20 protein-coding genes are annotated in these 22,915 nt (G+C 45.4%); 10 read left to right on the top strand and 10 right to left on the bottom strand.

Annotation, left to right across the window (positions count from 1 at the left end; genetic code table 11):
• Positions 1–77 precede the first annotated feature (77 nt).
• Positions 78–776, top strand: a complete 699-nt coding sequence (locus tag GO493_RS00385) for a pectate lyase (RefSeq protein ID WP_198315407.1) — start codon at positions 78–80, stop codon at positions 774–776.
• A gap of 151 nt (positions 777–927) precedes the next feature.
• On the opposite strand, the gene GO493_RS00380 is transcribed toward GO493_RS00385, so the two are convergent.
• From GO493_RS00380 to GO493_RS00345, 8 genes are all read right to left on the bottom strand, one after another.
• The gene (locus GO493_RS00380) at positions 928–1,929 is read right to left on the bottom strand and encodes a sulfite exporter TauE/SafE family protein (RefSeq protein WP_198315398.1); all 1,002 of its coding nucleotides are present in this window, start codon (positions 1,927–1,929) and stop codon (positions 928–930) included.
• 166 nt (positions 1,930–2,095) lie between these two features.
• Entirely contained in the window at positions 2,096–4,960 is a 2,865-nt protein-coding gene (locus tag GO493_RS00375; protein ID WP_157304087.1) for a TonB-dependent receptor, read from the bottom strand.
• A 309-nt stretch (positions 4,961–5,269) separates the two neighbouring features.
• Positions 5,270–5,923, bottom strand: coding sequence for a lipoprotein signal peptidase (locus GO493_RS00370; protein WP_157304086.1), 654 nt, complete (start codon positions 5,921–5,923; stop codon positions 5,270–5,272).
• A gap of 53 nt (positions 5,924–5,976) precedes the next feature.
• Positions 5,977–8,481 (bottom strand): bifunctional UDP-N-acetylmuramoyl-tripeptide:D-alanyl-D-alanine ligase/alanine racemase, encoded by a 2,505-nt coding sequence (locus GO493_RS00365; protein ID WP_317165380.1) that lies wholly within the window; start codon positions 8,479–8,481, stop codon positions 5,977–5,979.
• Positions 8,482–8,703: 222 nt separating this feature from the next.
• Positions 8,704–10,407, bottom strand: a complete 1,704-nt coding sequence (gene gldG, locus GO493_RS00360) for a gliding motility-associated ABC transporter substrate-binding protein GldG (RefSeq protein WP_157304085.1) — start codon at positions 10,405–10,407, stop codon at positions 8,704–8,706.
• 18 nt (positions 10,408–10,425) lie between these two features.
• The gene (gene gldF / locus GO493_RS00355) at positions 10,426–11,160 is read right to left on the bottom strand and encodes a gliding motility-associated ABC transporter permease subunit GldF (protein WP_157304084.1); all 735 of its coding nucleotides are present in this window, start codon (positions 11,158–11,160) and stop codon (positions 10,426–10,428) included.
• A gap of 137 nt (positions 11,161–11,297) precedes the next feature.
• The gene (locus GO493_RS00350; protein WP_157304083.1) at positions 11,298–11,735 is read right to left on the bottom strand and encodes an iron-sulfur cluster assembly scaffold protein; all 438 of its coding nucleotides are present in this window, start codon (positions 11,733–11,735) and stop codon (positions 11,298–11,300) included.
• Between the two features lie 46 nt (positions 11,736–11,781).
• The gene (locus GO493_RS00345) at positions 11,782–12,999 is read right to left on the bottom strand and encodes an IscS subfamily cysteine desulfurase (protein ID WP_317165379.1); all 1,218 of its coding nucleotides are present in this window, start codon (positions 12,997–12,999) and stop codon (positions 11,782–11,784) included.
• Positions 13,000–13,146: 147 nt separating this feature from the next.
• On the opposite strand from GO493_RS00345, the gene mce reads away from it, so the two are divergent.
• Positions 13,147–13,551, top strand: a complete 405-nt coding sequence (mce, locus tag GO493_RS00340) for a methylmalonyl-CoA epimerase (RefSeq protein ID WP_157304082.1) — start codon at positions 13,147–13,149, stop codon at positions 13,549–13,551.
• Positions 13,552–13,962: 411 nt separating this feature from the next.
• On the opposite strand, the gene GO493_RS00335 is transcribed toward mce, so the two are convergent.
• A complete protein-coding gene (locus GO493_RS00335) occupies positions 13,963–15,285 on the bottom strand; it encodes a UDP-N-acetylmuramoyl-tripeptide--D-alanyl-D-alanine ligase (protein ID WP_232538707.1) in 1,323 nt (440 codons plus the stop codon).
• Positions 15,286–15,490: 205 nt separating this feature from the next.
• On the opposite strand from GO493_RS00335, the gene GO493_RS00330 reads away from it, so the two are divergent.
• The 6 genes from GO493_RS00330 (at position 15,491) to GO493_RS00305 (ending at position 19,272) form a co-directional block, all read left to right on the top strand.
• The gene (locus GO493_RS00330; protein WP_157304081.1) at positions 15,491–15,856 is read left to right on the top strand and encodes a hypothetical protein; all 366 of its coding nucleotides are present in this window, start codon (positions 15,491–15,493) and stop codon (positions 15,854–15,856) included.
• A gap of 39 nt (positions 15,857–15,895) precedes the next feature.
• Entirely contained in the window at positions 15,896–16,438 is a 543-nt protein-coding gene (locus GO493_RS00325) for a YceI family protein (RefSeq protein ID WP_157304080.1), read from the top strand.
• Positions 16,439–16,462: 24 nt separating this feature from the next.
• Positions 16,463–17,386, top strand: coding sequence for a DUF5777 family beta-barrel protein (locus GO493_RS00320; RefSeq protein WP_157304079.1), 924 nt, complete (start codon positions 16,463–16,465; stop codon positions 17,384–17,386).
• Between the two features lie 89 nt (positions 17,387–17,475).
• Positions 17,476–17,802 carry a DUF4157 domain-containing protein gene (locus tag GO493_RS00315; RefSeq protein ID WP_157304078.1) on the top strand — a complete coding sequence of 109 codons (327 nt, stop codon included), beginning with the start codon at positions 17,476–17,478 and terminating at the stop codon, positions 17,800–17,802.
• Positions 17,803–17,945: 143 nt separating this feature from the next.
• Entirely contained in the window at positions 17,946–18,332 is a 387-nt protein-coding gene (gene apaG / locus GO493_RS00310; protein ID WP_089828842.1) for a Co2+/Mg2+ efflux protein ApaG, read from the top strand.
• A gap of 61 nt (positions 18,333–18,393) precedes the next feature.
• Positions 18,394–19,272, top strand: a complete 879-nt coding sequence (locus GO493_RS00305) for an MBL fold metallo-hydrolase (RefSeq protein WP_157304077.1) — start codon at positions 18,394–18,396, stop codon at positions 19,270–19,272.
• 87 nt (positions 19,273–19,359) lie between these two features.
• On the opposite strand, the gene gldB is transcribed toward GO493_RS00305, so the two are convergent.
• Positions 19,360–20,397, bottom strand: a complete 1,038-nt coding sequence (gene gldB, locus GO493_RS00300; RefSeq protein WP_157304076.1) for a gliding motility lipoprotein GldB — start codon at positions 20,395–20,397, stop codon at positions 19,360–19,362.
• A 70-nt stretch (positions 20,398–20,467) separates the two neighbouring features.
• Here gldB and GO493_RS00295 point away from each other — a divergent pair, with 70 nt between their 5' ends.
• Both GO493_RS00295 and GO493_RS00290 read left to right on the top strand, forming a co-directional pair.
• Positions 20,468–21,148 carry a porin family protein gene (locus GO493_RS00295; protein WP_157304075.1) on the top strand — a complete coding sequence of 227 codons (681 nt, stop codon included), beginning with the start codon at positions 20,468–20,470 and terminating at the stop codon, positions 21,146–21,148.
• A gap of 72 nt (positions 21,149–21,220) precedes the next feature.
• Positions 21,221–22,882, top strand: coding sequence for an NAD+ synthase (locus GO493_RS00290; protein WP_157304074.1), 1,662 nt, complete (start codon positions 21,221–21,223; stop codon positions 22,880–22,882).
• Positions 22,883–22,915: the final 33 nt, after the last annotated feature.

Here is a 22,915-nt window from a genome sequence, read left to right as displayed (position 1 = left end):
GTGTGGCATCACCCTGTCAGACAAAGGACCACTATGTCCTGTAGCATGATCATCTATCACTTATAAATTCTACGAACATGAGAACACAACAACTATTGATGGCCGCCGTACTGGCAGGCTCCTTTGCAGTTGGCTGTACAAAAGAAAGTGCAGCTCCCGAAAAATTATCGTCAGACAACCTTGCTGCAACTGATGTTACTATCAAGGCAAATGTGCCTATTACTTCCACTATCCTGGTAAAAGCCGGTGAGGTTTATGATGGTAAAGGCAATACCATTATTGCTTCCGGAATGGGGGATGGTAGCCAGGCAGAAAATCAGAAGCCTATCTTCAGACTGGAGAATGGAGCTACATTGAAGAATGTAAAAATTGGCGCACCTGGCTGTGATGGTGTGCATGTTTATGGTAATGCTACTTTGGAAAATGTTGAATGGCTGGACGTAGGAGAAGATGCTATGACGCTGAAATCGAAAGGTACTGTTACATTGAATAACTGTATTGCAAAACTGGCGTATGATAAGATACTGCAGATCAATGCAGATGGTACTATTATACTCAACAATTTCAGGGCAACGACTTTTGGGAAAGTATTGCGTACTAATGGTAGCGGTCAGTACACTGTGACTGTTACTATTAATGGTGGTACGTTTTCCGGTGGTACCAATATTGTAAGAACAGAAAGCAAGAATCTGAAAGTACGTTACAGGAACATTACTACATCTAATGTTACCAAGCTTTGGGAAGTACCGAATGCTTCGCAGGTGAGTACTTATTAGTATATCAGCTTAAAGTTTTTAATGTAGCGTGCGGAAAAAATAGAAAAAGGTTTTGGCTGTATATGAGTTAAATTTTTTGAGAGCGCATTTTAAAGTAAAAACGCTTTTGCCTGCAGGCAAAAGCGTTTTTTTTCAGAGTGGTTTTCCTCAATTATAGTAAAGAGCGTATAATCGTATTGAGACTTAATATAATGATCAGCGTTCCAACCATGATCATCAGTGGTTTGCGCTTGATCCTTCTTACCAGTATAGCAGCAAAGGGAGAAGCTATCACCCCTCCTATGATCAGCCCTATGATAACCGGCCAGCCGGCAATAGCGCCAAAGATCAGGAAAGTACCTGCACTGGAAAGGGAAATAAAAAATTCAGCAGCATTTACGGAGCCGATAGTATAATGAGCCGTACGGCCTTTACTCAGCAGAGTGGAGGTAACGATGGGGCCCCATCCACCACCACCAAAGGCATCCATAAAGCCACCAAAGAAAGCCAGGCTACCCAGGTTTTTGGTTTTGCTTTTAGCCCTTTTAGGCTGAAAAGCCTTACGCAGCACAATGGTACCGAGAATCAGCAGGTAAGCGCTGATAAAAGGTTTGATATTATCTTCGTTAAAATACGAAAGAACAGGTACTGCCTTTGAGATAGCGTTCATGTTGGAGATAAGGAATGCACCACCTATGGCGCCGAGTATACCAGGTACCAGCAGGTACAGGAAAAGCTTCTTGTTTACATTACCAAAACGGAAATGGGAAATACCGGAAGCACCTGTAGTAAATACTTCTGCCACATGCACGCTGGCGCTGGCAACAGATGGAGGAACGCCCAGCCCCAGTAAAAGCGAGGAAGAGGTAGCGCCATAAGCCATACCCAGGGCTCCATCTACTGTTTGCGCCGCAAGTCCTACAAAAATGTAAAACAGTAACTGAGGGGTAAAGAGGGACTGAGTAAATTCATAGACCTTTGTATGAGTAGCTTCTGAAGTGCCATAATAGAGGATACTCACGCCTGCTACTACTGCCAGGGCAATAATACCAATGAAGAGCCATAAGGCCGGTTTCTTCCGGTTCTCTTCGTTGACAAGGTCGATCAGTATTTCCTGTCTTTCCACAGTCGCTAATTTTTTTTCAAGTTGATCTATCTCCTCATTGTGCGGCATGTATTACCCTATTTATATAGTCTATAGATATAATAGACTAAGGTAGGCTGAATTACCGGTATATCCAAATGGGAAAGGTTAAAAAGTGACAGGAATTAACAGAAAAAAGTAACCCGCCGCTGCAGAACGCTGTATCGGCGGGTTTTGTATGGTTGATAACCTGGTATTATTTCTTCTTAAAGGGCAGATCATATGTAATTGCTACATAATACAATCCTTTAATAGTAGGGCCACCTACATATTGGAAATAAGAAGAGTTGAAGATATTAGAGCCACCTACTTTTACAGAAGTGTGCAGTTTAGGCAGTCCGTAGGTAACCTGTGCATCTACAGTGCTGTAAGCTGGTACGTCTCCGTTCCCGAAAAGGTTCTGCCAGTAGAAGTTATCCTGCCAATGCCATACCACATTGAAGCCCAGGTTAGGCAGTACCTGCCTGTTGCCGAAGCTGACGTTGGTAAACCATTTGGGGGTGTTGAAACCCGGGATCAGGGCATCATCTTTTGTTTTGTCCTGCGCCAGGGTATTATAGTTCACGTTACCGCTAACGGTGAAGGTCTTCAGGAAGTTGTAGGTAACGCCCAGGGCAAAGCCATAGTTCTGTACAGTGGATTTACTGTTGGTCCATACCCTGTAGCGGTTCTGGTATTGTTTGTCATACATCTGGTCCAGTACTTCCTGTGTGAGATCGTTCACATTACCGGTTTTAGGTACTGCCGCTTCTACCTGTCCTATAAAATGTTTATAGGTATTGTAGTAACCGTCTATATCAATGAACACTCTATTGTCGAACAATACGCTTTTGTAACCTACTTCGAATGCCTGGATCTGTTCAGGAACGATAGGGTCCAGGTTAGCTACTTTCAGCACGCCTGCCTGCTGTACTTCTGCCTGCTGGCGGGTAAGGCCGGAGTTGGCATTCACAGCCTTGTTTACTGCAGTAGTAAAGGCTGTAGCGCTGGAGGTGAGGAAGGAGTTCTTGAAATATCCCAGGCCATCTTCGATGAATGCAAGGCCGCCTACACGTCTTACGTTACCGTTGTTTACGAAGGAGTACGCTTCAAACAGTGAAGGGAAGCGGAAGCCGTTTTGCCAGGAAGCACGGAAGTTGTGACGCTGATTTGGCGTAGTGTATACTGCAGCTACACGGGGATTGAATTTACCGTCAAACTCCTGGCTTTTGTCATAACGGAGAGAGGCAGTCAGTTTCAGCTGGTCGTGCAGCAGGGTTTTGCTGGCCTGTACAAAGCCACCAACCTTGCCGTACCAGATATTCTTACCGCCGGGAGTACTACGTTTATCCAGTGGTTTGGTGAAATCAACAAAGTTGTTACCGTCGGGTATGATCTCGTAAGTGCGGTAATCTGCTCCTACCAGTACGTCCAGGAAGTGGATATACCGGCGCAGGTTCCAGGTACCTTCAACGTGATAGAAATGGCTCATCTGGATGAGGGCCGCACCGCCGCTTTTATTGGTACTGTCTTTAGAAGTAGGGTATATATCCCAGTCGTTGATGCTTTTGATTTTGGCTACCTGCCTGTCAAATGCCTGAGTGCCGGGAGTCCATCTGCCTGCATCGGCAGCGGCGCGGGCGGCCCTGTGGGCTTCGGCTATGTTGGTGCCTTCTGCATTCAGTGCTGCGTTCAATGCATTGGTATAATCTGCCTGCCATACTTTGTCAGACTTGAAAGATTTCTCCAGGTTGTCTGCCAGCGGGTTCATATTGTAGGAATTACCTGTGTTTTCCAGCGATACATAGGAACGCAGGGTAAAGTCCTGACCCACCAGTTCTACTTTATGATTCTGCACCAGTACATTCTTCAGGCCTATGCGGTTACCACGCTGGAAGAAGCCGTCCATCTGTCCTACGCGGTAGGTATAGGATGCTTCCAGGTTAGGTTTGAAGCGATAGTGCAGGGCTCCGTCAAATTTCAGGTTTCTCACGGTATAGTCGCCCACCAGATCTTTCTCCCAATAGCCTGTACGGGATACGTTGTAAGCTTTGCCATTCTTGTCTGTGATGGGGAATGTACTCTGATCAGCATATTTATTCCATGCATCGTTGGCCACGTTATCAGCTCCCTGTAATTGTGGGAAGCTGGGGTTGGCTTTAGAGCCCGGGTTGAAGTCGTTATGGCTGTCGGCGTACCAGTCAGTTCCCTGCATATAGGAGAAGTTCACTTTCAGCGCCAGTTTATCATTAAAGGCCTGAGCATAGCGTACGGCAGTTTCGGTAATAGGCTTTGGGCCGCTGCCGTCAAAATGGTTGAAGGCCAGTTTTTGATATACGCTGATGCCCTGGTACCGGAAGGGGCTTTTAGTAATGAGGTTAGACATTCCGTTCAGTGCGTTCATGCCGTAAAGGGCGGAAGAGGCGCCGGGAGTTACTTCTACGCTCTGTATATCCAGCTCTGTAGGGCCGATGGCATTACCCAGGGGAACGCCCAGAGTGGCTGCCTGGTTGTCTACACCGTCTACCAGCTGCATGAAGCGGAAGTTGTTGGGAACGTTAAATCCGCGGGTGTTGAATACTTTGAATGTAAGGCCTGCGGTGGTCATCTGTACGCCTTTCAGGTTGCCGATGGCATCATAGAAAGAAGCTGCGGGGGTCTCTTTCAGGGCTTTGATGTCCAGTTTCTCAATAGCTACGGGAGAGCGCATCAGCTTTTCCTGTTGCCTGGAGGCGGATACCACCACTTCATTTACAAGAAGCGACTGGGTGAGTAATTGTATCTGTAAGCGGCTGTTGCTGTTCTTTACTTCAAATTCCTGTGGCTGATAGCCCAGCAATCTTATTTGCAGCTTGAATGGGAATTTGGCGTTGGTGGTGATCTCGAAGCGACCGGAGCTATCTGTCAGTGCTCCAAAGGAAGTGCCTTTGATCTGTACGGTTGCGCCTGCCAGTGCCTCGTTTTTGTCGCCGGAGATCTTCCCGGCAATAATATAAGAACCATTCAGCTGTGCCTGTGCTATTGCGGGGAAGAGCAGGATCAGCAGCCATAGCCAGGCCAGTTGTAGTCTGGTTGTGTACATAACTGTTGTTAATATTGAATTGATAATATTTTTCTAAATATGTGAATACAGGAGGAACTCCTTTACCGAATTACAGGTGTACAACATCGTAGAGAAGTCTGCATAAGTAATTAAATTGCTGATTATTAATAGTTTGCTCTATAAATACTTCTATTAGTCTATCTGATTAGTGGACAAATGTAATACGGGAATTTAACACTTCAAAGAAAAGTTAAAAAAATGTCGGGGCTGGCAGGGATGGTGGGATAAACAAAAAGGTCCTGCCATTTGGCAGGACCTTTCCGGGAATATCTTATATCTGTTTATTTATTATTTGGCCACTGGTACTTCCTGCGCCTTTTCAGCAGCAGCTTTTTCATGGTGTTTGGCGAAAAAGCGTTTCTGGAATACCAGAATAGTGATTACGCCAACGGAGATGGCGGCATCGGCTATGTTAAAGATGGGATTGAAGAAAACGAAGTAGTCACCACCTTTAAAAGGGATCCATTGAGGCAGGTAGCCTCTGTACACAGGGAAATACAGCATATCCACTACTTTACCGTGAAGGAAACCTGCATATCCGCCGCCTTTGGGCAGGAAGGTAGCTACATCATAGAAATTGGTCTCGGAGAATATCAGTCCGTAGAACATGCTGTCTATCAGGTTGCCTGCGGCACCTGCCAGGATCAGTGCACCGCAAATGAGCAGACCGGTATGGTGTTGCTGTTTTACAAGTGTCCTCATGTACCTGAAGCCTATTACCACGGCTGCCAGGCGGAAGAGTGTCAGCAATACTTTGCCCCATTCACCGCCCAGTTCCAGGCCATAGGCCATACCAGGGTTTTCTGTGAAGTGGATGCGGAACCAGTTGGGGAATATAATGTACTCCTGATTAAAGTTCATGTGGGTCTTGATCCAGAACTTCAATGCCTGATCTATTACAAGCACTGCTACTACAATCCAAATTACGTGACGATACTTCAAAGGTGTAAAATTTTATCAAAAATAATAATAATGTGCAAAATCGGAATTTCCCGTCACTCCTCGAAATATACCCGTTTCACCCGCTGCGAAATTCCTGTTAATATTTCGTAAGGAATTGTCTCTGCCCAGGCTGCCAGCTGTTGTACCGGCAAATGTTCTCCGAATACGATCACTTCATCTCCTTCTGTCACCTCAGGAATAAGGGTTACGTCCAGCATTACCATATCCATGGCTATAACTCCTGCTACAGGGGCCAGCTGGCCTCTTACCAGCATTTTTCCCACACCATTGCTCAATCTTCTGGGATAACCATCAGCATATCCTATGCGTACCGTGGCTGTTACTGCCGGCCCTTTGGCTATCCATTTTGCCCCATACCCGACAGTATCTCCAGCTGTAAGGTGTTTTACCTGGGATACGGTGGTTTTTAGGGTACTTACCGGGCGCAGCTGTTCCTGCATTTCGGTGCCGCTGTCTACTCCATACATGCCTATTCCCAGTCTTACCATGTCCAGCTGGAGGTCAGGATGGCGCTGAATGGCGGCGCTGTTGGCTATATGCCTGATCACAAAATATCCTAACGCTTTTTGCAGTTCGTGGCTCATTTCAAAGAAGTGTTTGCCCTGTTGCCTGGTCAGCTCGTCTTTTGAGGGATCTTCGCTGGCCGCCAGGTGACTGAATATAGAGCGTACCTTCAGGTATGGATTCTCACTCAGTAAACGGGCCAGCTCCGGAATATCTTTCTTTTCAAAGCCCAGCCTGTGCATGCCGGTATCCAGCTTGATATGTACGGGGAAACCGGTTTTGCCGGCTATCTGTACTTCTTCCTCAAATTGCTGCAGAAGATGAAGGGAATAGATCTCGGGCTCAAGGTTCCATTGAAGGATAGCGTCAAACGAACTGGGTTCAGGGTTCATGACCATGATGGGCATGGTAATTCCGGTCCTTCTCAATTCAACTCCCTCATCAGCATATGCAACGGCGAGGTAATCTACGCCATGAAACTGCAGCAGGTTTGCAATCTCAAAACTTCCGCTTCCGTAAGAGAAGGCTTTTACCATCGCCATTAACTTGGTGCCGGGCTTTAACAGCGCCTGGTATTGCTTTACGTTGTGTGAAACAGCACTCAGGTTAATTTCTAAAATTGTCTGATGTACTTTTTGTTCCAGCAGCTTGCCTATGCGTTCAAATTCGAAGATGCGGGCGCCTTTCAACAGGATGGTCTCATGCTGAAAATCCTGGGGGTTGAATTGCTGGATAAATTCTTCTGTTGTCTGGAAGAAACTGCTTTTAAGAGAGATGATCTGTTGAAAGCTTTTTTTCTCCCGGAATATGTTCTTTCCTATCCCTATCACTTTGTTGATCCCTTTCTGTTGCAGCAAGCTGGCTACTTCTTCATATAGGGAGGCATCACTTTTACCGCTCTGCAGGATATCACTGAGAATGATGGTGCGGCTGGGATGTTGTTGTTGTTGCTGCAGGAATTCCAGTGCTATTTTCAATGAGCCAAGATCTGAGTTATAGCTGTCATTGATCACGGAGCAGTTGTTGATGCCCTGTTTGAGCTCCAGCCGCATGGCTATATTGCCGAGCAGGTCCATACGTTGCCTGATCACGGACTGGTCAATGCCCAGATGCATCATGAGGGCCCAGCAATGAATGGCATTCTCTACAGAACCTTCATCCACAAAGGGAATACTGATGTGTATCGGTTCATTTTTATAGAGTGCATCTATGCGTGTATGGTTGTCGTTCTTGTCTACACTGATGATCCTGAGGTCAGCCTCTGTTTTGCGGGACCAGGTGAACAGCTGTAATCCGCCGTCCTGGCCTTCTTTTCTGCCAACAACATTATGGAAGTTGAGCACGCATTCATTGAGTACAGGATAATCTTTACAATAGATCAGCAGCTCACTCTTGCTGAACAGCACCAGTTTTTCATTAATCTTCTGGCGGATGTTCAGGAAGCCTTCATTATGGGCTTCGCCTATATTGGTGAAGATGCCTATAGTAGGACGGATGATCTTTTCAAGATGTTCCATTTCTCCGGGCTGGGAGATGCCGGCTTCGAAGATGGCGATATTATGTTCCGCTTTCATCTGCCAGACTGATAAGGGAACACCTATCTGCGAGTTGTAGCTCTTAGGGCTTCTTACAATGTTGTAATCTTTTTCCAGCAGCTGGTAGAGCCATTCTTTTACAATGGTTTTACCATTACTACCGGTAATGCCTATTACAGGAATGTGAAACTGTAATCTGTGAGAGGCTACCAGTGTATGCAGGGCAGCCATGGTATCTTTTACCAGGATGATGTTTGCTTTCGGAAATTTGCCTTGTGCGGGCGCTTCACTCACTATGAAATTACTTACCCCTTTTTCGTAGAGCTCATCCATATACTGATGCGCATTACGTCTGCTGCTCACCAATGGGATGAAGAGAGAGGTTTCAGGAAAGCTGAGTTTCCGGCTGTCCAGCAAAATGTGTTCAATTCCCGGATTGCCTGTCTGCTGCAATAGCTCACCTTTCAGCGTTTTGCTGATACTTTCTGCGTTGTACACGTGTGGTTAATTTTTGTCGTAAAGAGCACATCTGCTTTTCACTGCTTCCCTTAAAGACCGGATAATACCGGGTGTTTTCCAATTTTAAAGTTGACTCTTTCTGATGAATATAAGGGGTCAGGTTATGGCTTTAAAACTTTTTATTGCAGGGCAAATATAGACAATCGTTTTTTGCTCACGGCAAAAACGATCTTTTAAAAATATAATCTGCAACCTGCAGACTTATCCTACTTCAAATTTTCTTTGCCTGATAAACTGGAAAATTGCGGCGAAGACCAGGATGAGGCCGATGGGAACTATAAAACAAATAGCCTGCCATTTGCTTTTGTCCTTCCTTGTCTTTTCTGCATCCAGCAAACGCATGGTCAGTTCTTTGTTCCTGGCCTCCATAATGCCTGTGTTGTTGGTGAGGTAACCAAGAGAGTTCAGCAGGAACTCACGGTTGGCATATACCATGGACTGATTGAACAGGTTAACGCCCATCTGAAGCGGACCGTTTTTTTGTGAGAAAGCATTGGTGATGAGATCTGCATCGCTCACCACTATCATTTTATTAATGCTGTCACTGTTGTTTTTGAATGGAACGCCTGTGCCTTTATGAATAGCTTCCTGTGTAGCTGCATCCAACCGATTGCGGAAAAGAGAGGTGAACTGTCCTTCCAGCAACACAGCCACGGGCATATATTCTTTTCTGAAATCCCGCGGATTGGGTTTTATACGCAGGTTGTTCCAGCTTATTTCCACCGGTGCCTTTACACTTCTGCTATGGACGGAAGTAGTGAGCAGCAGGGTTTTGCTGATGCTACCGCCTTTAATGGTATCGATAGAGCTGGCAAAATGGCTCAGTACCAGGTCCATGTTTTTAACAATAGAATGTGCAGCAGTAGGTGTGAGCAGAGGAAAGTAAGGGAACCCCAGCGGCTGCATCTGTCCTGTGGCGTCTACGACCTGTGGCACAAAATCGCACTGCATGTCCTGCACCAGGTCCTGGTTAATGCGAACACCGTAACGGAAGAGAAGGTCTTCCAGGTTAAGGTCCCTGTTAAAGGCCACGAAGTTCTCCTGTTTCTGCAAACTATCAATAGAGGCATTCAGCTGATCAATGAACCAGATAACTTTACCCCCGTTCATTACATACTGATCTATTTTCAGTTTATCCTCATCTGTGAACCTGCTGGCAGGTTTTGTAAAAATGATAGCGTTAAAATCTTTTGGAATATGTGATACATACTGGAGGGTAATGGTATCCAGCAGGTAGTTGGACTGCATGGTAGTGAGGGCGTCGTAAACTTCTGCTCCCAGCAGTTCTCCGTTGCCCAGCATATAACCTACCAGCGGCGGCCTCTTTTGCTGTAAATGATAAATAGCGTTGGCAAACTGGTATTCGAGCAGGGATTCAGAGCTGTTCATGGCAGCGTCAGGATTCATACCGCCCTGGCTTTTCAGGAGATTGATGCCGATGGTTTTACTGCCATAATGCAGTAAAGCGCCGGGGAAGATCAGTTTTTCGGAATAGCCCTGATTGGCATCTTCCTGCACCTGCATGTTGAAGGGCATGATACCTTTTTCAACGAGAGACTGCTGAAATTGCATTCTGGAGGTATCTGACAGACCTTCACCGGGATTCTGGAAGATAAACTGTATATGATTGCCGCCGTATTCCCTGAACTCTTCCAGTAACTCCTGGGCAGATTGCGCCAGCTGACGGAAGTTGGCGGGATAATCGCCTTTCAGGAATACTTCTATGGTCACGGTGCTGTCCAGTCCCTGCAACAGCTTTTTGGTAGCGGGTGTCAGGGTATATCGTTTTTCGGCAGTAAGGTCCCAGCGGGTATGGAACCTGGCCGCTACTATATTGATGCCTATGAGGACTGCTATCACTACAATAGCACGTTGCAGGTATTTCTTCCTTCTGTTAATAGCCACGAAAAGTTAATTTTTTGATCAATCCCAGATTCTTCGCTGCAATGATAATCTTGTCAGGTACAGCATTAATGCGATCACGCTGAGAAAATACACGATATCCCGGCTGTCTATCACTCCCCTGCTAATGGAGGCGTAATGGAAGCGGATACCAGCCATCTGCAGGTAATAGTCGGCCCCGCCGGTAAAAGTGGGCACCTTGCTTAACGCGTCAAAGCCATAATAAAATATATAACAGGTAAAAATAGCTGTGAGAAATGCTACTACTGCGTTGGCAGTAAGAGAGGAAGACCATACGCCAATAGCGGTAAATACGGCTCCCAGCAGAAAAAGGCCTATATAGGAACCTGTTATGCCTCCATTGTCAAGATTGCCGGGATCGGCGCTTAGCTGGCGGATGGCAATATAGTATACCAGGGTAGGGATCAGGGAGATGAATACCACTGTTATGCCGGCTGTGAACTTTCCCATTACTATCTGCCACCAGCTCAGCGGTTTGGTGCTGAGCAGTTCCATAGTACCGCTTTTGAATTCATCTGCCAGGCTGCGCATGGTGATGGCGGGAATAAGCAACAGATAGATCATGGGAGCCAGCTCAAATAACGGGTCGAGGTTGGCATAGCCATAGTCCAGCAGGCTGGTGGAGGGGAAGACGAAGAGCAACAGGCCGTTAGCCAGCAAAAAGAGGATGATGGCTACATAGCCGGTGATGCTGCTAAAAAACTGGTGTATTTCCTTTTTAAAGATTGCTAGCATAGATCTGTGATCTGAAAGGACAAATATATATAATTAATAATGATCAATGAGGAGTAGTATAGAATGCTCAAAAAAGGGTTTCGCTGAAGGCGAAACCCTTTTTTGAGAGTGCGCTGCGCGCAGCTAAAAATTCTTTATTACATGCCTTCCAGTTCGTAATTGGATTCCAGAGCCTCTTCCTGTAAGGCTTCGAGCCCGTTTTTATGCCTGTAGTCATTAATGGCAGCTTTTACGGCGTCTTCTACCAGAATGGTACAGTGGATCTTTGAAGGGGGCAGGCTAAGCGCCTCTACAATGTCCATATTGTTTATTTTAAACGCATCTTCAGGCGTTTTGCCCTTCAGCCATTCAGTAGTAAGGGAAGCGGCAGCAATCGCTGATCCGCAGCCAAATGTTTTGAAGCGGGCATCTGTAATAATGTTCTTTGCAGGGTTTATCTCTATCTGTATCCGAACAACTTCTATATACTCAGATACATGAATAAGCCCCGTCCCAACGTTTAAGCTGGCAATATCCAATTTGCCGGCGTTCCTGGGGTTATTGTAGTGATCCATCACTTTTGCTGCGTAGTCCATAAGCATAAGTATATAAGATATCAAAAATTGTCCCTCCCTTGCCTTATCACGGCCGGGACCACTCTATGGAGCTCATGTCGGCTCCTTCCTTGAACATCTCCCAAAGCGGGCTGATTTCCCGCAGTTTGTTCACTGTTTCTGTTACTGCTTTTATAGCATAGTCAATTTCTTCTTCAGTTGTAAAGCGCCCTAATCCAAAGCGGATGGATGAATGGGCGAGATCGTCCCCCAATCCGAGGCTGGTCAGCACATAGCTGGGTTCCGGCGAGGCAGAGGTACAGGCAGAGCCGGAAGAAACGGCAATATTCTTGTTAAAGCCCATCAACAGGGCTTCCCCTTCAATATAACGGAAGGAGATATTACTGACATGTGGCAGGCGCTGAGCCCTGAAGCCGTTTACGGCAGATTCTTCCAGTTGCAGAAGGGCATTTTCCAGCTTATCCCGCAGGACAGCCAGGCGTTTACCTTCTTCTTCCATTTCCCCGAGGCTTATTTCACAGGCTTTTCCAAAACCAACTATGCCCGGTACATTCAAAGTGCCGGAGCGCATTCCTCTTTCATGGCCGCCCCCGTCCAGCTGGGCGGTTACTTTTACCCGGGGCGATTTCCGCCTTACGTACAGCGCGCCGATACCTTTAGGGCCATACAGCTTATGAGCGCTGAAAGCCGCCAGGTCTATACCGTCACGGTCCACATCTACCGGTATTTTGCCGGCAGCCTGGGTAATATCACTCATCATCAGCACGCCATGTCTTTTGGCTATAGCACTGATCTCTTTAATGGGATTGATTACCCCTATCTCATTATTGGCGTACATAATGGCCACCATAATGGTTTTAGGAGTAATAGCTGCTTCCAGTTCCTTCAGGTCAGGCAGACCTTCACTGTTTACTTTCAGGTAGGTGATCTCGGCTCCCTGTTTTTCAAGGTGTTTACAGGTATCCAGGATGGCTTTATGTTCTATTTCTGTGGTAATGATGTGGTTACCTTTGTCAATATACATCTCAAATACCCCCTTGAGTGCGAGATTGTCTGCTTCTGTGGCGCCGGAGGTGAATATGATCTCTTTGGGATCGGCACCAATCAGGGCTGCCACCTGTTCCCGGGCAAGGTCTACGGCCGCTTCAGCGGCCCATCCAAAGGCATGGTTACGGCTGGAAGCATTGCCGAAGGTCTCTGTAAAGAAAGGAAGCATTGTCTCCACCACCCGCGGATCACAAGGTGTAGTAGCATTATTGTCCAGGTACACAGGCAACTTCAGCATATCTATCGGTCTTTTAGTTATTACTATTGATTCCTTCTATACAAATTTAACGCTTAATTGCTGTTTTTATGTCCCCCGAAGATTGTAAGATATGATAGGCCTATAGACGGACGCTATTAGCTGATTTTTAAGTGTTAAATTGCCCTTATGCTTAAAGTAGAACATATAGGAATAGCTGTACAGTCTCTGCAGGTATCCATCCCGTTATTTGAAAAATTATTGAACACTTCGTGTTACAAACAGGAGACAGTTGCAAGTGAATATGTAGAGACCGCTTTTTTCCGGCAGGGAGAAACTAAAATTGAGCTGCTGGAAGCTACGGGGGGAGAAAGTGCTATTGCCCGTTTCCTGGAGAAAAAAGGAGAGGGAATACATCATATAGCCTTTGAGGTAAATGACATCCGGGAAGAGATGGCGCGCCTGACAGCTGAAGGTTTTACCCTACTGCAGGCAGAACCTAAGCTGGGGGCGGATAATAAATTGGTCTGTTTTCTTCATCCAAAAGGGACGAATGGTGTGCTGGTAGAGCTTTGCCAGGAAATTGAAAAATAATTTTAAAATTTTAAATCCGGGCAGGAGAAGTCCCCGTATATTACCTCAGACACATGTAGCAGACACGTTAGAAAAAGTCAATCAGAGTTTAAAGGTCTTAAACAATCAGACGCATAAGTTGTTAATGAAGAAGCGTGGGAATGTTCGCAGAATGTTTTTGCAGCTATAATAATGATACCTCAAATTATCTTATTTAACTCAGCTTTCGTGAAGAACAAACGGCCCGTATCCTTATCACTAATTTGTTGCCAATGATATAGTTATATCAAGCTCAACACTTAAAATATTTTACCATACACATACTGAAACTAACTTAATAAACTTATTTATAATACTCTAAAGTTGGCATAGGTTATGAACACCTGCGGGCTTTTTAGCTTGCAGGTCTCTTTTTTTATTATAGTAAAGGCTTTAAGCAATAACCTTTTCCATACCCATACTTCTTGAGCCTTTAATCAGTATATACGCGTCCGTATATTGTTGCTGTTTCAGCCAGGAAGCTGCGTCTGCAGCATTTTCAAGGTATATATAGGGATGTTCTGTCCTGCTGAAATCGCCGCCTACCAGCACTACTGCGTGCCAGTGTGTGCGTTGCAGAAGTGTTACGAGTGCCTGGTGCTCTTTCACGCTATCGGCACCCAGTTCCATCATACCTCCCAGTAACAGTACTTTTTTATCGGCCTGTATGCCTGCAAAGTTTTCGATTGCAGCCTTCATGCTGGAAGGGTTTGCGTTGTAGGCATCCATGATAATAGTGTTGCTATCCTGCCGGATAACCTGGGAGCGGTTGTTGGAAGGAATATAGTCTGCAATGGAGCTGCGGATCTTTTCTGCAGGCACTTTGAAATAGGTACCAACAGCTACAGCTGCCATCACGTTGGGGAAGTTATATGCGCCTACCAGCTGGGTGTTTATCTGGTCTATGCCTGAAGGTTTATCTGCTTTTACACTTAATAACGCAGATTCAGCGAGAGGTGTGCCGGTGTAATCTGCGCTTTTTTGTCCGTAAGTAATAACAGTTGGAATACCTTTACTCATCTCTACCAGGTATGGATACTCGTTACATACAAATACGGTCCCGTTATTTTTCCGCAGGAAGTCGTACAGCTCTCCTTTTGCCCTGCGAACGCCCTCTTCACTGCCAAATCCTTCAAGATGCGCTTTGCCTATATTGGTGATAATACCATGTGTCGGCCTGGCTATCTTACAATAGCTTTCTATTTCATGTTCATGGTTGGCGCCCATTTCTATTACAGCTATTTCCGTATCAAATGGAATGTGGAGAATGGTGAGAGGAACGCCTATATGATTGTTCAGGTTGCCTGCGGTGGCACTGGTTTTGAACGTTGAGGACAGTACAGTACTGACAAGCTCTTTGGTAGTTGTTTTACCGTTGGTGCCGGTAATGGCCAGGAAAGGGATCTTCAATTCTGTTCTATGCCTGAGAGCCAGTTGTTGCAGGGTTTCCAGCACATCTTTTGTCAGCATCATTTTTTCCGGGTGAGTGAAGAAAGCTTCTTCATCCACCACGGCCAGTACAGCGCCCTTTTCCAGGGCAGCTGCGGCATAAGTGTTCCCGTTAAAGTTAGGACCTTTCAGGGCAAAAAAGATATCACCTGCTTTAAGCTGCCTGGTGTCTGTCTGTACAGAAGGATATTGCCGGTAAATGGCGTACAACTGATCAATGTTCATGGAAACAAATGTATCAAATTCGTGCTGACTTTTTAGCTTCATACACTCAATTTAAGTTTTCAACCTGCAAGAGATTAAATTTTCCCGTATCTACTAAACTGAAACTTCCCTCTATCCCTAGATTTGCAAACATTATTTATTTAACTAATAATTTAAATTTGCATTCTGCGTTAATGCAGAATAACCATTTTTGAAAGACAAGGCTGGTAAACCCACCTATTACATTTAAGGAAAAATGAAAACGCCTATGAGAACATCATTGTTACCCGTATTGCTCATGCTGCTTGTATACGGTTGTACTGCAGAACAAGCACCCGCTCCAGATCCCGGTGTTCAACCCACAGCCTGTGATACCAGTAAGATCACTTCAGCTTACATTATGACGACCGTGGGAGCAAACTGTACCAACGGCAGGTGTCATAAAGGTACGGGCAACTTTGTAGTGTCAGATTTCTCTACACTTGAAAAGTTGAAAACCTATCTGAGCGCTAATACTGCGCTATTCAGGGAACGTGTAACCGGTCCCAATGCAGACATGCCGCCAAGAGGCAAATTAAGCCAGGGCATGCGCGATTCTATTGATTGCTGGATATCTAAAGGTATGCCTGAGTGATCATTTCTTTAAACGAAAACCTGAAAAATGAACATGAGCATGAAAATTCTAATGCCCTTACTGACAGGCATCCTAATGATGCAGCAGGGCTTTGCCCAGGACGTGTTTACCTGTCGTAATACCAACCTGTCCTTCTTTTCTTCCACTCCGGTAGAAGACATTGATGCGAAAAGTAACAAATGCGTATCTGCTATTAACCTGAAAACCGGCGAAGTGTATTTTAAAGTTCCTGTCAACTCTTTCAAATTCAAAAAGCAGCTGATGGAAGAGCACTTTAATGAGAACTACCTGGAGAGCGATAAGTATCCCTATGCAGTTTTTAAAGGTAAAATAACCGGTGGGGACCTGCATAAGGAAGGTACCCGTGAGGTGACAGTTGACGGAACGCTTTCATTACATGGTGTTGATAAGGTTTATCACGAGAAAGCCACACTGACTGTGCAGGACGGCAAGCCTTCAGCCAATGCCAGATTCATAGTCAGACTGGAAGATCATAGGATCAAAGTACCTACACTGGTGGTGAAAAATATTGCAGAAACGATAGAAGTGACTATCAACGCAGCTTATTTACCCGCATCCTGAAACTAGCATATTATGAACAAACCTATGAAACATATATACCTGTTGCTCCTGGGGTGCCTTCCCGGGTTGAACAGTTTTGCCCAGGGCAGCCTGGAAGACATGTTCAGCAAAGATTCTGTAAAAGCGCATGAACCGGTTATCGCTACATATAAGTCCACCCGTATTATCCAGGGACAATCTCCTGAAACACTGAAAAAGCGGGAGCTTGATTTCCGCGTGGCTCACCGTTTCGGTGATATGGGCGGAGAAGCCGGAGGTACCAAGACCTTTTTTGGTATGGATAATTCTACTGACATACGTATTGCATTTGAGTATGGCGTAACAGACCGCCTCATGATAGGTGTAAGCCGTTGCAAGGGCTCCGGCAGCCTTACACAGATGTATGAAGGCATGGCAAAATACAAGGTGCTGGAACAGACCACAGACGATCATATGCCGGTTACAGTAGCCCTGTTTGGTAATGCTGTAGCTACTAATATGACTTCCAGCCGTACCGTGTCTGATGCCAGCCATTTTGATAAAGCATCTGACCGGCTTTCTTACACCGGGCAAGTGATCATTGCCAGGAAGTTCAGCAGGAGTGTGTCATTTACACTGTTACCTACGCTGGTGCACCGTAACCGTGTAGCTTACCAGGACCAGAATGACGTCTTTGCGCTGGGCGCCGGCGGTAGGATTAAGTTTTCCCGCCGCATGGGACTACTGGTGGAATACTTCTATCCTTTCCGCAGCCAGGAAAGCAAAGACCGCTTCAAGGCTATGGGAAGGGAGCTGTACAACCCGCTGGCAGTGGGACTGGAAATAGAGACCGGAGGGCACGTTTTCCATGTGAACTTTACCAACTCTACAGCTATACTGGAAAATCAGTTCATTCCTGAAACCACCAGTTCCTGGCTGCAGGGGCAGTTCCGCTGGGGATTCAATATTTCCAGGAGGTTCTCGCTGTAGCTTTAATTAAAACCGATGCATAGGTTGTAGATAGATTACGAATGACGAAGTATATTCGTTATTCGTAATCTTATCACATAACCAGTACTTTGGAGAAGATAACCTGTTACATAAAAGAACGTTCTTTACTTGCCCGTCTGGCCTGCCGCTATATGGGCGGCGGACAGATTGCCATGGTAATAGGCAAGACCATACATTTATATGGCGTCACAAGAGAAGATTTCCTGAGAAATCCTTACTGGGTAAGGCACGAGGTCTGCCATGTACGCCAGTACAGACAACTGGGGCTGGTACCTTTCCTCTGGAAATACCTGTGGGAATGCCGGAAAGTGGGGTATTATGAAAACCGGTTTGAGAAAGAAGCCCGGGCAGCGGAGAGGAACGCTGCAGTAATGGAAGGGGTGATTATTGTTTAGTTTGTTGTTAATCAATTTGTTATTTGTTTTGTAGCCGCCAGTTCTACCCGCTTCTAAATGAAACGTTAAAGTCTATTCCGACATATAATTTTTCTTCCTACTGGATTTATTTTGTTTATTTTTACGTTAAACGGAGGTGTTTTATGGTAAAAAAAGTAACAGACGGAATTACCATTAGTGTAGAAACATTTTATCAGCCGGATTATTCAAATCCGATTGGTAGTGAGTTCATGTTCGCCTACCGTATTACAATTGAGAATAACAATACCTTTCCCATCAAATTACTTCGCCGTCACTGGTATATCATCGACTCCAACGGAACTCACCGTGAAGTGGAAGGAGAAGGTGTTGTAGGTGTTCAGCCTCTGCTTGCGCCTTCAGAAAGTTACCAGTATGTTTCAGGATCTAATCTGCGTACGGAGATCGGCAAGATGTATGGCACTTACCAGATGGAAAATCAACTCAACAAGAAATTGTTTGAAGTGAAGATCCCCGAGTTCCAGATGATTGTGCCTTTTAAGCTAAATTGATTTACTTCTCTTCCTTAATGTATAGTAGTGATACTACCGGTTTTATTCCGGCAGAATTTATATGCAATTGACAATTACAGGTTATTCTACAGCCCTTTTTTCAACATGGTATTTTATAGATGAACTGGGATTGCTGTTCGACGCAGGAGACGGTGTGACATCCGCATTGTTGCAGAAGAGCAGGAAGATCAATCATGTGTTTATCTCACATGCAGACAGAGATCATCTTACCGGTTTGTTACAGCTCAACCAGCTGAATGCAAGAGAAGGATATCCTGTGATCTGCTATCCGAAAAACTGTGCTTCATTTCCTTTCATGGAGGACTTTTCGAAGAAATTTGATCCGCATATTTCAGGTACAGTATGGCAGCCTGTAAGTGAAAATGAAGAGATCCGCATAAAGGATGATATCATTGTTCAGACTATCAGGAACGGACATGTACCTGCAAAGCCTGAGCTTACAAAGAGCCTGAGCTTTAAAGTGTTTCAGACCAAACGTAAACTGAAATCTGAACTAGCAGGATTGTCAGGAGAAGAGATCAGGAAATACGGAGAAGTTTATGGAAAGGAAAATACATCATACGAGGTAAGAACAAATATTCTGAGTTATTCCGGAGATACGCCTGTGGATGATCTTCACCGGTGGGATGATACAAAGATATTGATCCATGAAGCTACTTTTCTTGACAGGGTAGAAGAGATCAAACTTTATGCACATAAGAATAAGCATAGCCGTCTGGATGAAGTGATGGAAATGGTTAGCGGCAGTAATATTGAGACGTTGATACTGGGCCATTTCTCATCACGTTACAGTGCAGAGCAGATCAATAACAGTATACGTGAGTTGTGTGAGAGGTATGCAATAAATATTCCTGTGTTCAGTGTTTTGCCGGGAGAGACAGTGTTTGATATTTTGAAAGGAAAGCCGTTATCGTTGTGATTTGCTTTCAGGTTTTTTATCACAAACTATCTGTGAATATCTGATCAGAAGCTGTCCCCGGTATTTGCCGGAGACAGCCCCTGATTATTACTTCGGTCTGTATTTCGCGTCGTTGAAGATGCGCATCACATCTTTATTCTCCATGAGTTGCTGCAGGGTTACTTCGGGATGTCTTTCCATATATTGTTTCACAATCTGCCAGCCAACATAAGGACCTATTCTGCCGGGAGAGCCTTCAGGCATGCCCTGTGTGGAAGGACCATCATTCATGTAGTGCATATTGTTCTGCCAGTCAGATTTGTAGAGAAGGTTCTGTTGTACAAAGAACTGCCATATCATTACTTCATTCTCTTTACAGAATTCCATCTGGTCTTTCGTATATCCTAATCTGATGCTATCCGGAGTTTCAGGTAACACCTGCTCAAGGAAATACTGATGCTTACCGGCATTCACTATTTGCTCAACCAGCTTATCGCTCGCCTTTGCCGGCGGATATACCTGCTGGGATAATGCCTGTATACAATTGGTAACAATATATTCCGGAGAGAATTTGCGGACCATATACACAGGATAATCCGGTAGTAATGAATAGATCGGGAAATTATTGCCCAGGTACATATCCAGGCCAATACCAAGAATAGAATCTGTGGTAACCGCACCATAATTGCTGATCACGGAACTGAAAGAAACTACTTTTGATGGAAGCGGAAAATGAGGAATATAGTATCTTATATAACGAAAGCCCTGCGCCAGGTCCTTTTCCAGTTTATCCAGCTTCGGGAAGTGTGCGTTAATACTATCCTGTAACAGGCGGTAATCAGCATTTCCTACCAGCATCCTGGTTTGCAGCTGTATCATCCTGCTGCTGTCTTCATAAGGGCCAAAGTTCATCACCTGTTCAATATAAGCCGGAAGGAATGCAGGATATGCTGCATGCAGTTGCTGTAAGCCTGTAGCTACCTGGTTGGTATCCAGTTTGTACAGGTCCTGGTCAAAACGTTCAATATGAACATCCATCGCAATATGGCTTACATCCGGTACGTTCTTGTGTTTACATGCAGAAATGAAACACATGAAAAGAAATGCTGGCAACAGGCCGGCTGATTTATTAGTGTATTTTCGCATACTATTCTATCTAACTACAGACAGGTAAAAATATTATATACCTTGTATTAAAAAAAAGATAAAATTATTTATGAAAAAGGTCTTACTGATAGGTGTACTGTTAACAAGCATCACAGCAGCAATGGCACAAGGCAGATTTATACAGGAGAACAGGGTAAGGCTGGGATTTAAGCTGGACCCTACCATTTTCTGGCTAAAACCCCAGGAGTCAGGCGTGGAAAGGACCAGCGCCCGGGGCGGTATTAGCTTCGGCATCATGGCAGATTTCCTGCTGGACGAATCCGGCCGTTATGCAATAGCTTCCGGTCTGCAGGTATCAACAGCAGGCAGCAAGCTGAAATATGAGGCTGGTAAAGGACTGGATGATTTTAAAGAGAACCCGGCAGAATATAACCTGAAGGTGACCTATGTAGAGATCCCCGCTGCATTGAAACTAAGGACTGATGAATACAATGGCATGAATTTCTTCGGACAGTTTGGTACCTATCTCGGCTTCCCTGTACGCGGCCGTGCTGATGTAGTAACCCTGACAGAAACAACCGATAAGGTAAATGTACTGCGGAATATCACACCCATCAATATCGGAATGCTGATAGGTGCAGGTGTGGAATACCCGCTTGGAGAGAGACTGTCTGGTGTGGTTGGATTGACCTATCAGAATGGTTTTATTGATGTGACCCGTAACGCTAAATGGGACGATGGGAAAGTGAATATGAACACTCTTGCGTTAAAGCTGGGACTGTTCTTTTAAAGTTATACCCGGAAATGGTAATTTTGCTATGCCATGTTTCTACAAAGGCATGGTTCCTTAAATAAACCGTAGATGAAAATAATTCTTGCTCAGCAGAACTACCATATTGGCAACTTTGAACTGAATACGCAGAAAATATTACAGGGTATCAAAGATGCAACAGCACAGGGAGCAGACCTGGTAGTCTTCTCAGAGCTTTGCGTATGTGGTTATCCTCCAAGAGATTTCCTGGAGTTTGAAGATTTTATACAGCAATGTTATACGGCTATAGATACCATCAAGGCACATACGCAGAATATAGGCGTACTGGTAGGCGCCCCCTGCCGTAACCCGCAACAGGAAGGGAAAGACCTCTTTAATGCCGCCTGGTTCCTGTATGAAGGAGAAGTAAAACAGGTAGTGCATAAAACACTCCTGCCTACATATGACGTATTTGACGAGTACCGCTACTTTGAACCGGGCTTTGCCTGGAACGTTATCCCCTTCAAAGGGAAAAAACTGGCTGTAACCATTTGTGAAGATATCTGGAACCTGGGAGATAATCCTCTTTACAGGATCTGTCCTATGGACCAGCTGATCTCCCAGCAACCTGACGTCATGATCAACCTTTCCGCTTCCCCGTTTGATTATCTCAGTAATGAGACCCGGAAAGAGATCATCCGCGCCAATGTACGGAAATACAAGCTGCCCATGTTGTATTGCAACACGGTAGGGTCTCAGACAGAGATAGTATTTGAAGGCGGGTCCCTCATTTTTGATGCACAGGGAAATATTGTGAAGGAACTGCCTTATTTTGAAGAAGCGATAGACGGTATTGAACTGGACGAGCTGTTGAAACCAGCAGCTACCGCGGAGGAAACAGGCTACGTGCCTGGCACAGCGCTAAGCCTTGATCATATAGACCGTATTCACCAGGCACTAATCATGGGAATAAAGGACTATTTCGGAAAAATGGGCTTCAAAAAAGCCATACTGGGCTCTTCCGGCGGCATTGACAGCGCAGTGACCCTGGCCCTGGCCGTAGAAGCCCTGGGTAAAGAGAATGTAAGAGCCATTCTGATGCCCTCTCCCTATTCTACAGAACATTCTGTGGATGACGCAGTAGCATTGTCAGAAAATCTTGACAACCCTTACGATATTATCCGTATCAACGATATCTACGCCAGCTTCCTGAACACACTGGAACCTCACTTTAACGGATTGCCTTTCAACGTGGCGGAAGAAAATACGCAGTCCCGCATTCGCGGTAACCTGCTGATGGGAATGGCCAATAAGTTCGGTTATATACTGCTCAATACTTCCAATAAGAGTGAGCTGTCTACCGGCTACGGCACCCTCTACGGCGATATGGCCGGAGGTCTGTCCGTATTGGGAGACCTGTACAAAATGCAGGTTTATGCACTGGCCAGGTACATTAACCGTGATAAAGAGATCATCCCTGCCAATATCATAGAGAAAGCCCCTTCGGCAGAGCTACGCCCTAACCAGAAAGATTCAGACAGCCTGCCGGATTATGCTATCCTGGACCAGATACTATACCAGTATATTGAACGCAGGCAAGGCCCGCGGGAGATCATTGCCCAGGGCTTTGACGCCGCACTGGTGGCCCGTACGCTGAAGCTGGTGAACAGCAATGAGTATAAACGCAATCAGTTCTGCCCTATTATCAGGGTGTCTTCAAAAGCTTTCGGCGTAGGAAGAAGAGTGCCGATTGTAGGGAAGTATCTGTCCTGACAACTATATTTGCAGAAATTTAATCAAAACATA

The sequence above is a fragment of the Chitinophaga tropicalis genome (assembly GCF_009758205.1).
Lineage (GTDB): Bacteria > Bacteroidota > Bacteroidia > Chitinophagales > Chitinophagaceae > Chitinophaga > Chitinophaga tropicalis.
Note: the sequence above shows the minus strand (reverse complement) of the source record. Positions and strands in the feature narration are given on the sequence as shown.

Bases quoted from the DNA above. Each gene is read 5' to 3' on its own strand.
- gldF (WP_157304084.1), bottom strand. From the start codon at position 11,160: ATGCTAGCAATCTTTAAAAAGGAAATACACCAGTTTTTTAGCAGCATC.
- GO493_RS00380 (WP_198315398.1), bottom strand. From the start codon at position 1,929: ATGCCGCACAATGAGGAGATAGATCAACTTGAAAAAAAATTAGCGACT.
- GO493_RS00325 (WP_157304080.1), top strand. From the start codon at position 15,896: ATGAAAATTCTAATGCCCTTACTGACAGGCATCCTAATGATGCAGCAG.
- GO493_RS00385 (WP_198315407.1), top strand. From the start codon at position 78: ATGAGAACACAACAACTATTGATGGCCGCCGTACTGGCAGGCTCCTTT.
- GO493_RS00320 (WP_157304079.1), top strand. From the start codon at position 16,463: ATGAAACATATATACCTGTTGCTCCTGGGGTGCCTTCCCGGGTTGAAC.
- apaG (WP_089828842.1), top strand. From the start codon at position 17,946: ATGGTAAAAAAAGTAACAGACGGAATTACCATTAGTGTAGAAACATTT.
- gldB (WP_157304076.1), bottom strand. From the start codon at position 20,397: ATGCGAAAATACACTAATAAATCAGCCGGCCTGTTGCCAGCATTTCTT.
- GO493_RS00305 (WP_157304077.1), top strand. From the start codon at position 18,394: ATGCAATTGACAATTACAGGTTATTCTACAGCCCTTTTTTCAACATGG.
- GO493_RS00295 (WP_157304075.1), top strand. From the start codon at position 20,468: ATGAAAAAGGTCTTACTGATAGGTGTACTGTTAACAAGCATCACAGCA.
- GO493_RS00290 (WP_157304074.1), top strand. From the start codon at position 21,221: ATGAAAATAATTCTTGCTCAGCAGAACTACCATATTGGCAACTTTGAA.
- GO493_RS00350 (WP_157304083.1), bottom strand. From the start codon at position 11,735: ATGGACTACGCAGCAAAAGTGATGGATCACTACAATAACCCCAGGAAC.
- GO493_RS00345 (WP_317165379.1), bottom strand. From the start codon at position 12,999: ATGCTGAAGTTGCCTGTGTACCTGGACAATAATGCTACTACACCTTGT.
- GO493_RS00375 (WP_157304087.1), bottom strand. From the start codon at position 4,960: ATGTACACAACCAGACTACAACTGGCCTGGCTATGGCTGCTGATCCTG.
- mce (WP_157304082.1), top strand. From the start codon at position 13,147: ATGCTTAAAGTAGAACATATAGGAATAGCTGTACAGTCTCTGCAGGTA.
- GO493_RS00330 (WP_157304081.1), top strand. From the start codon at position 15,491: ATGAGAACATCATTGTTACCCGTATTGCTCATGCTGCTTGTATACGGT.
- GO493_RS00335 (WP_232538707.1), bottom strand. From the start codon at position 15,285: ATGAAGCTAAAAAGTCAGCACGAATTTGATACATTTGTTTCCATGAAC.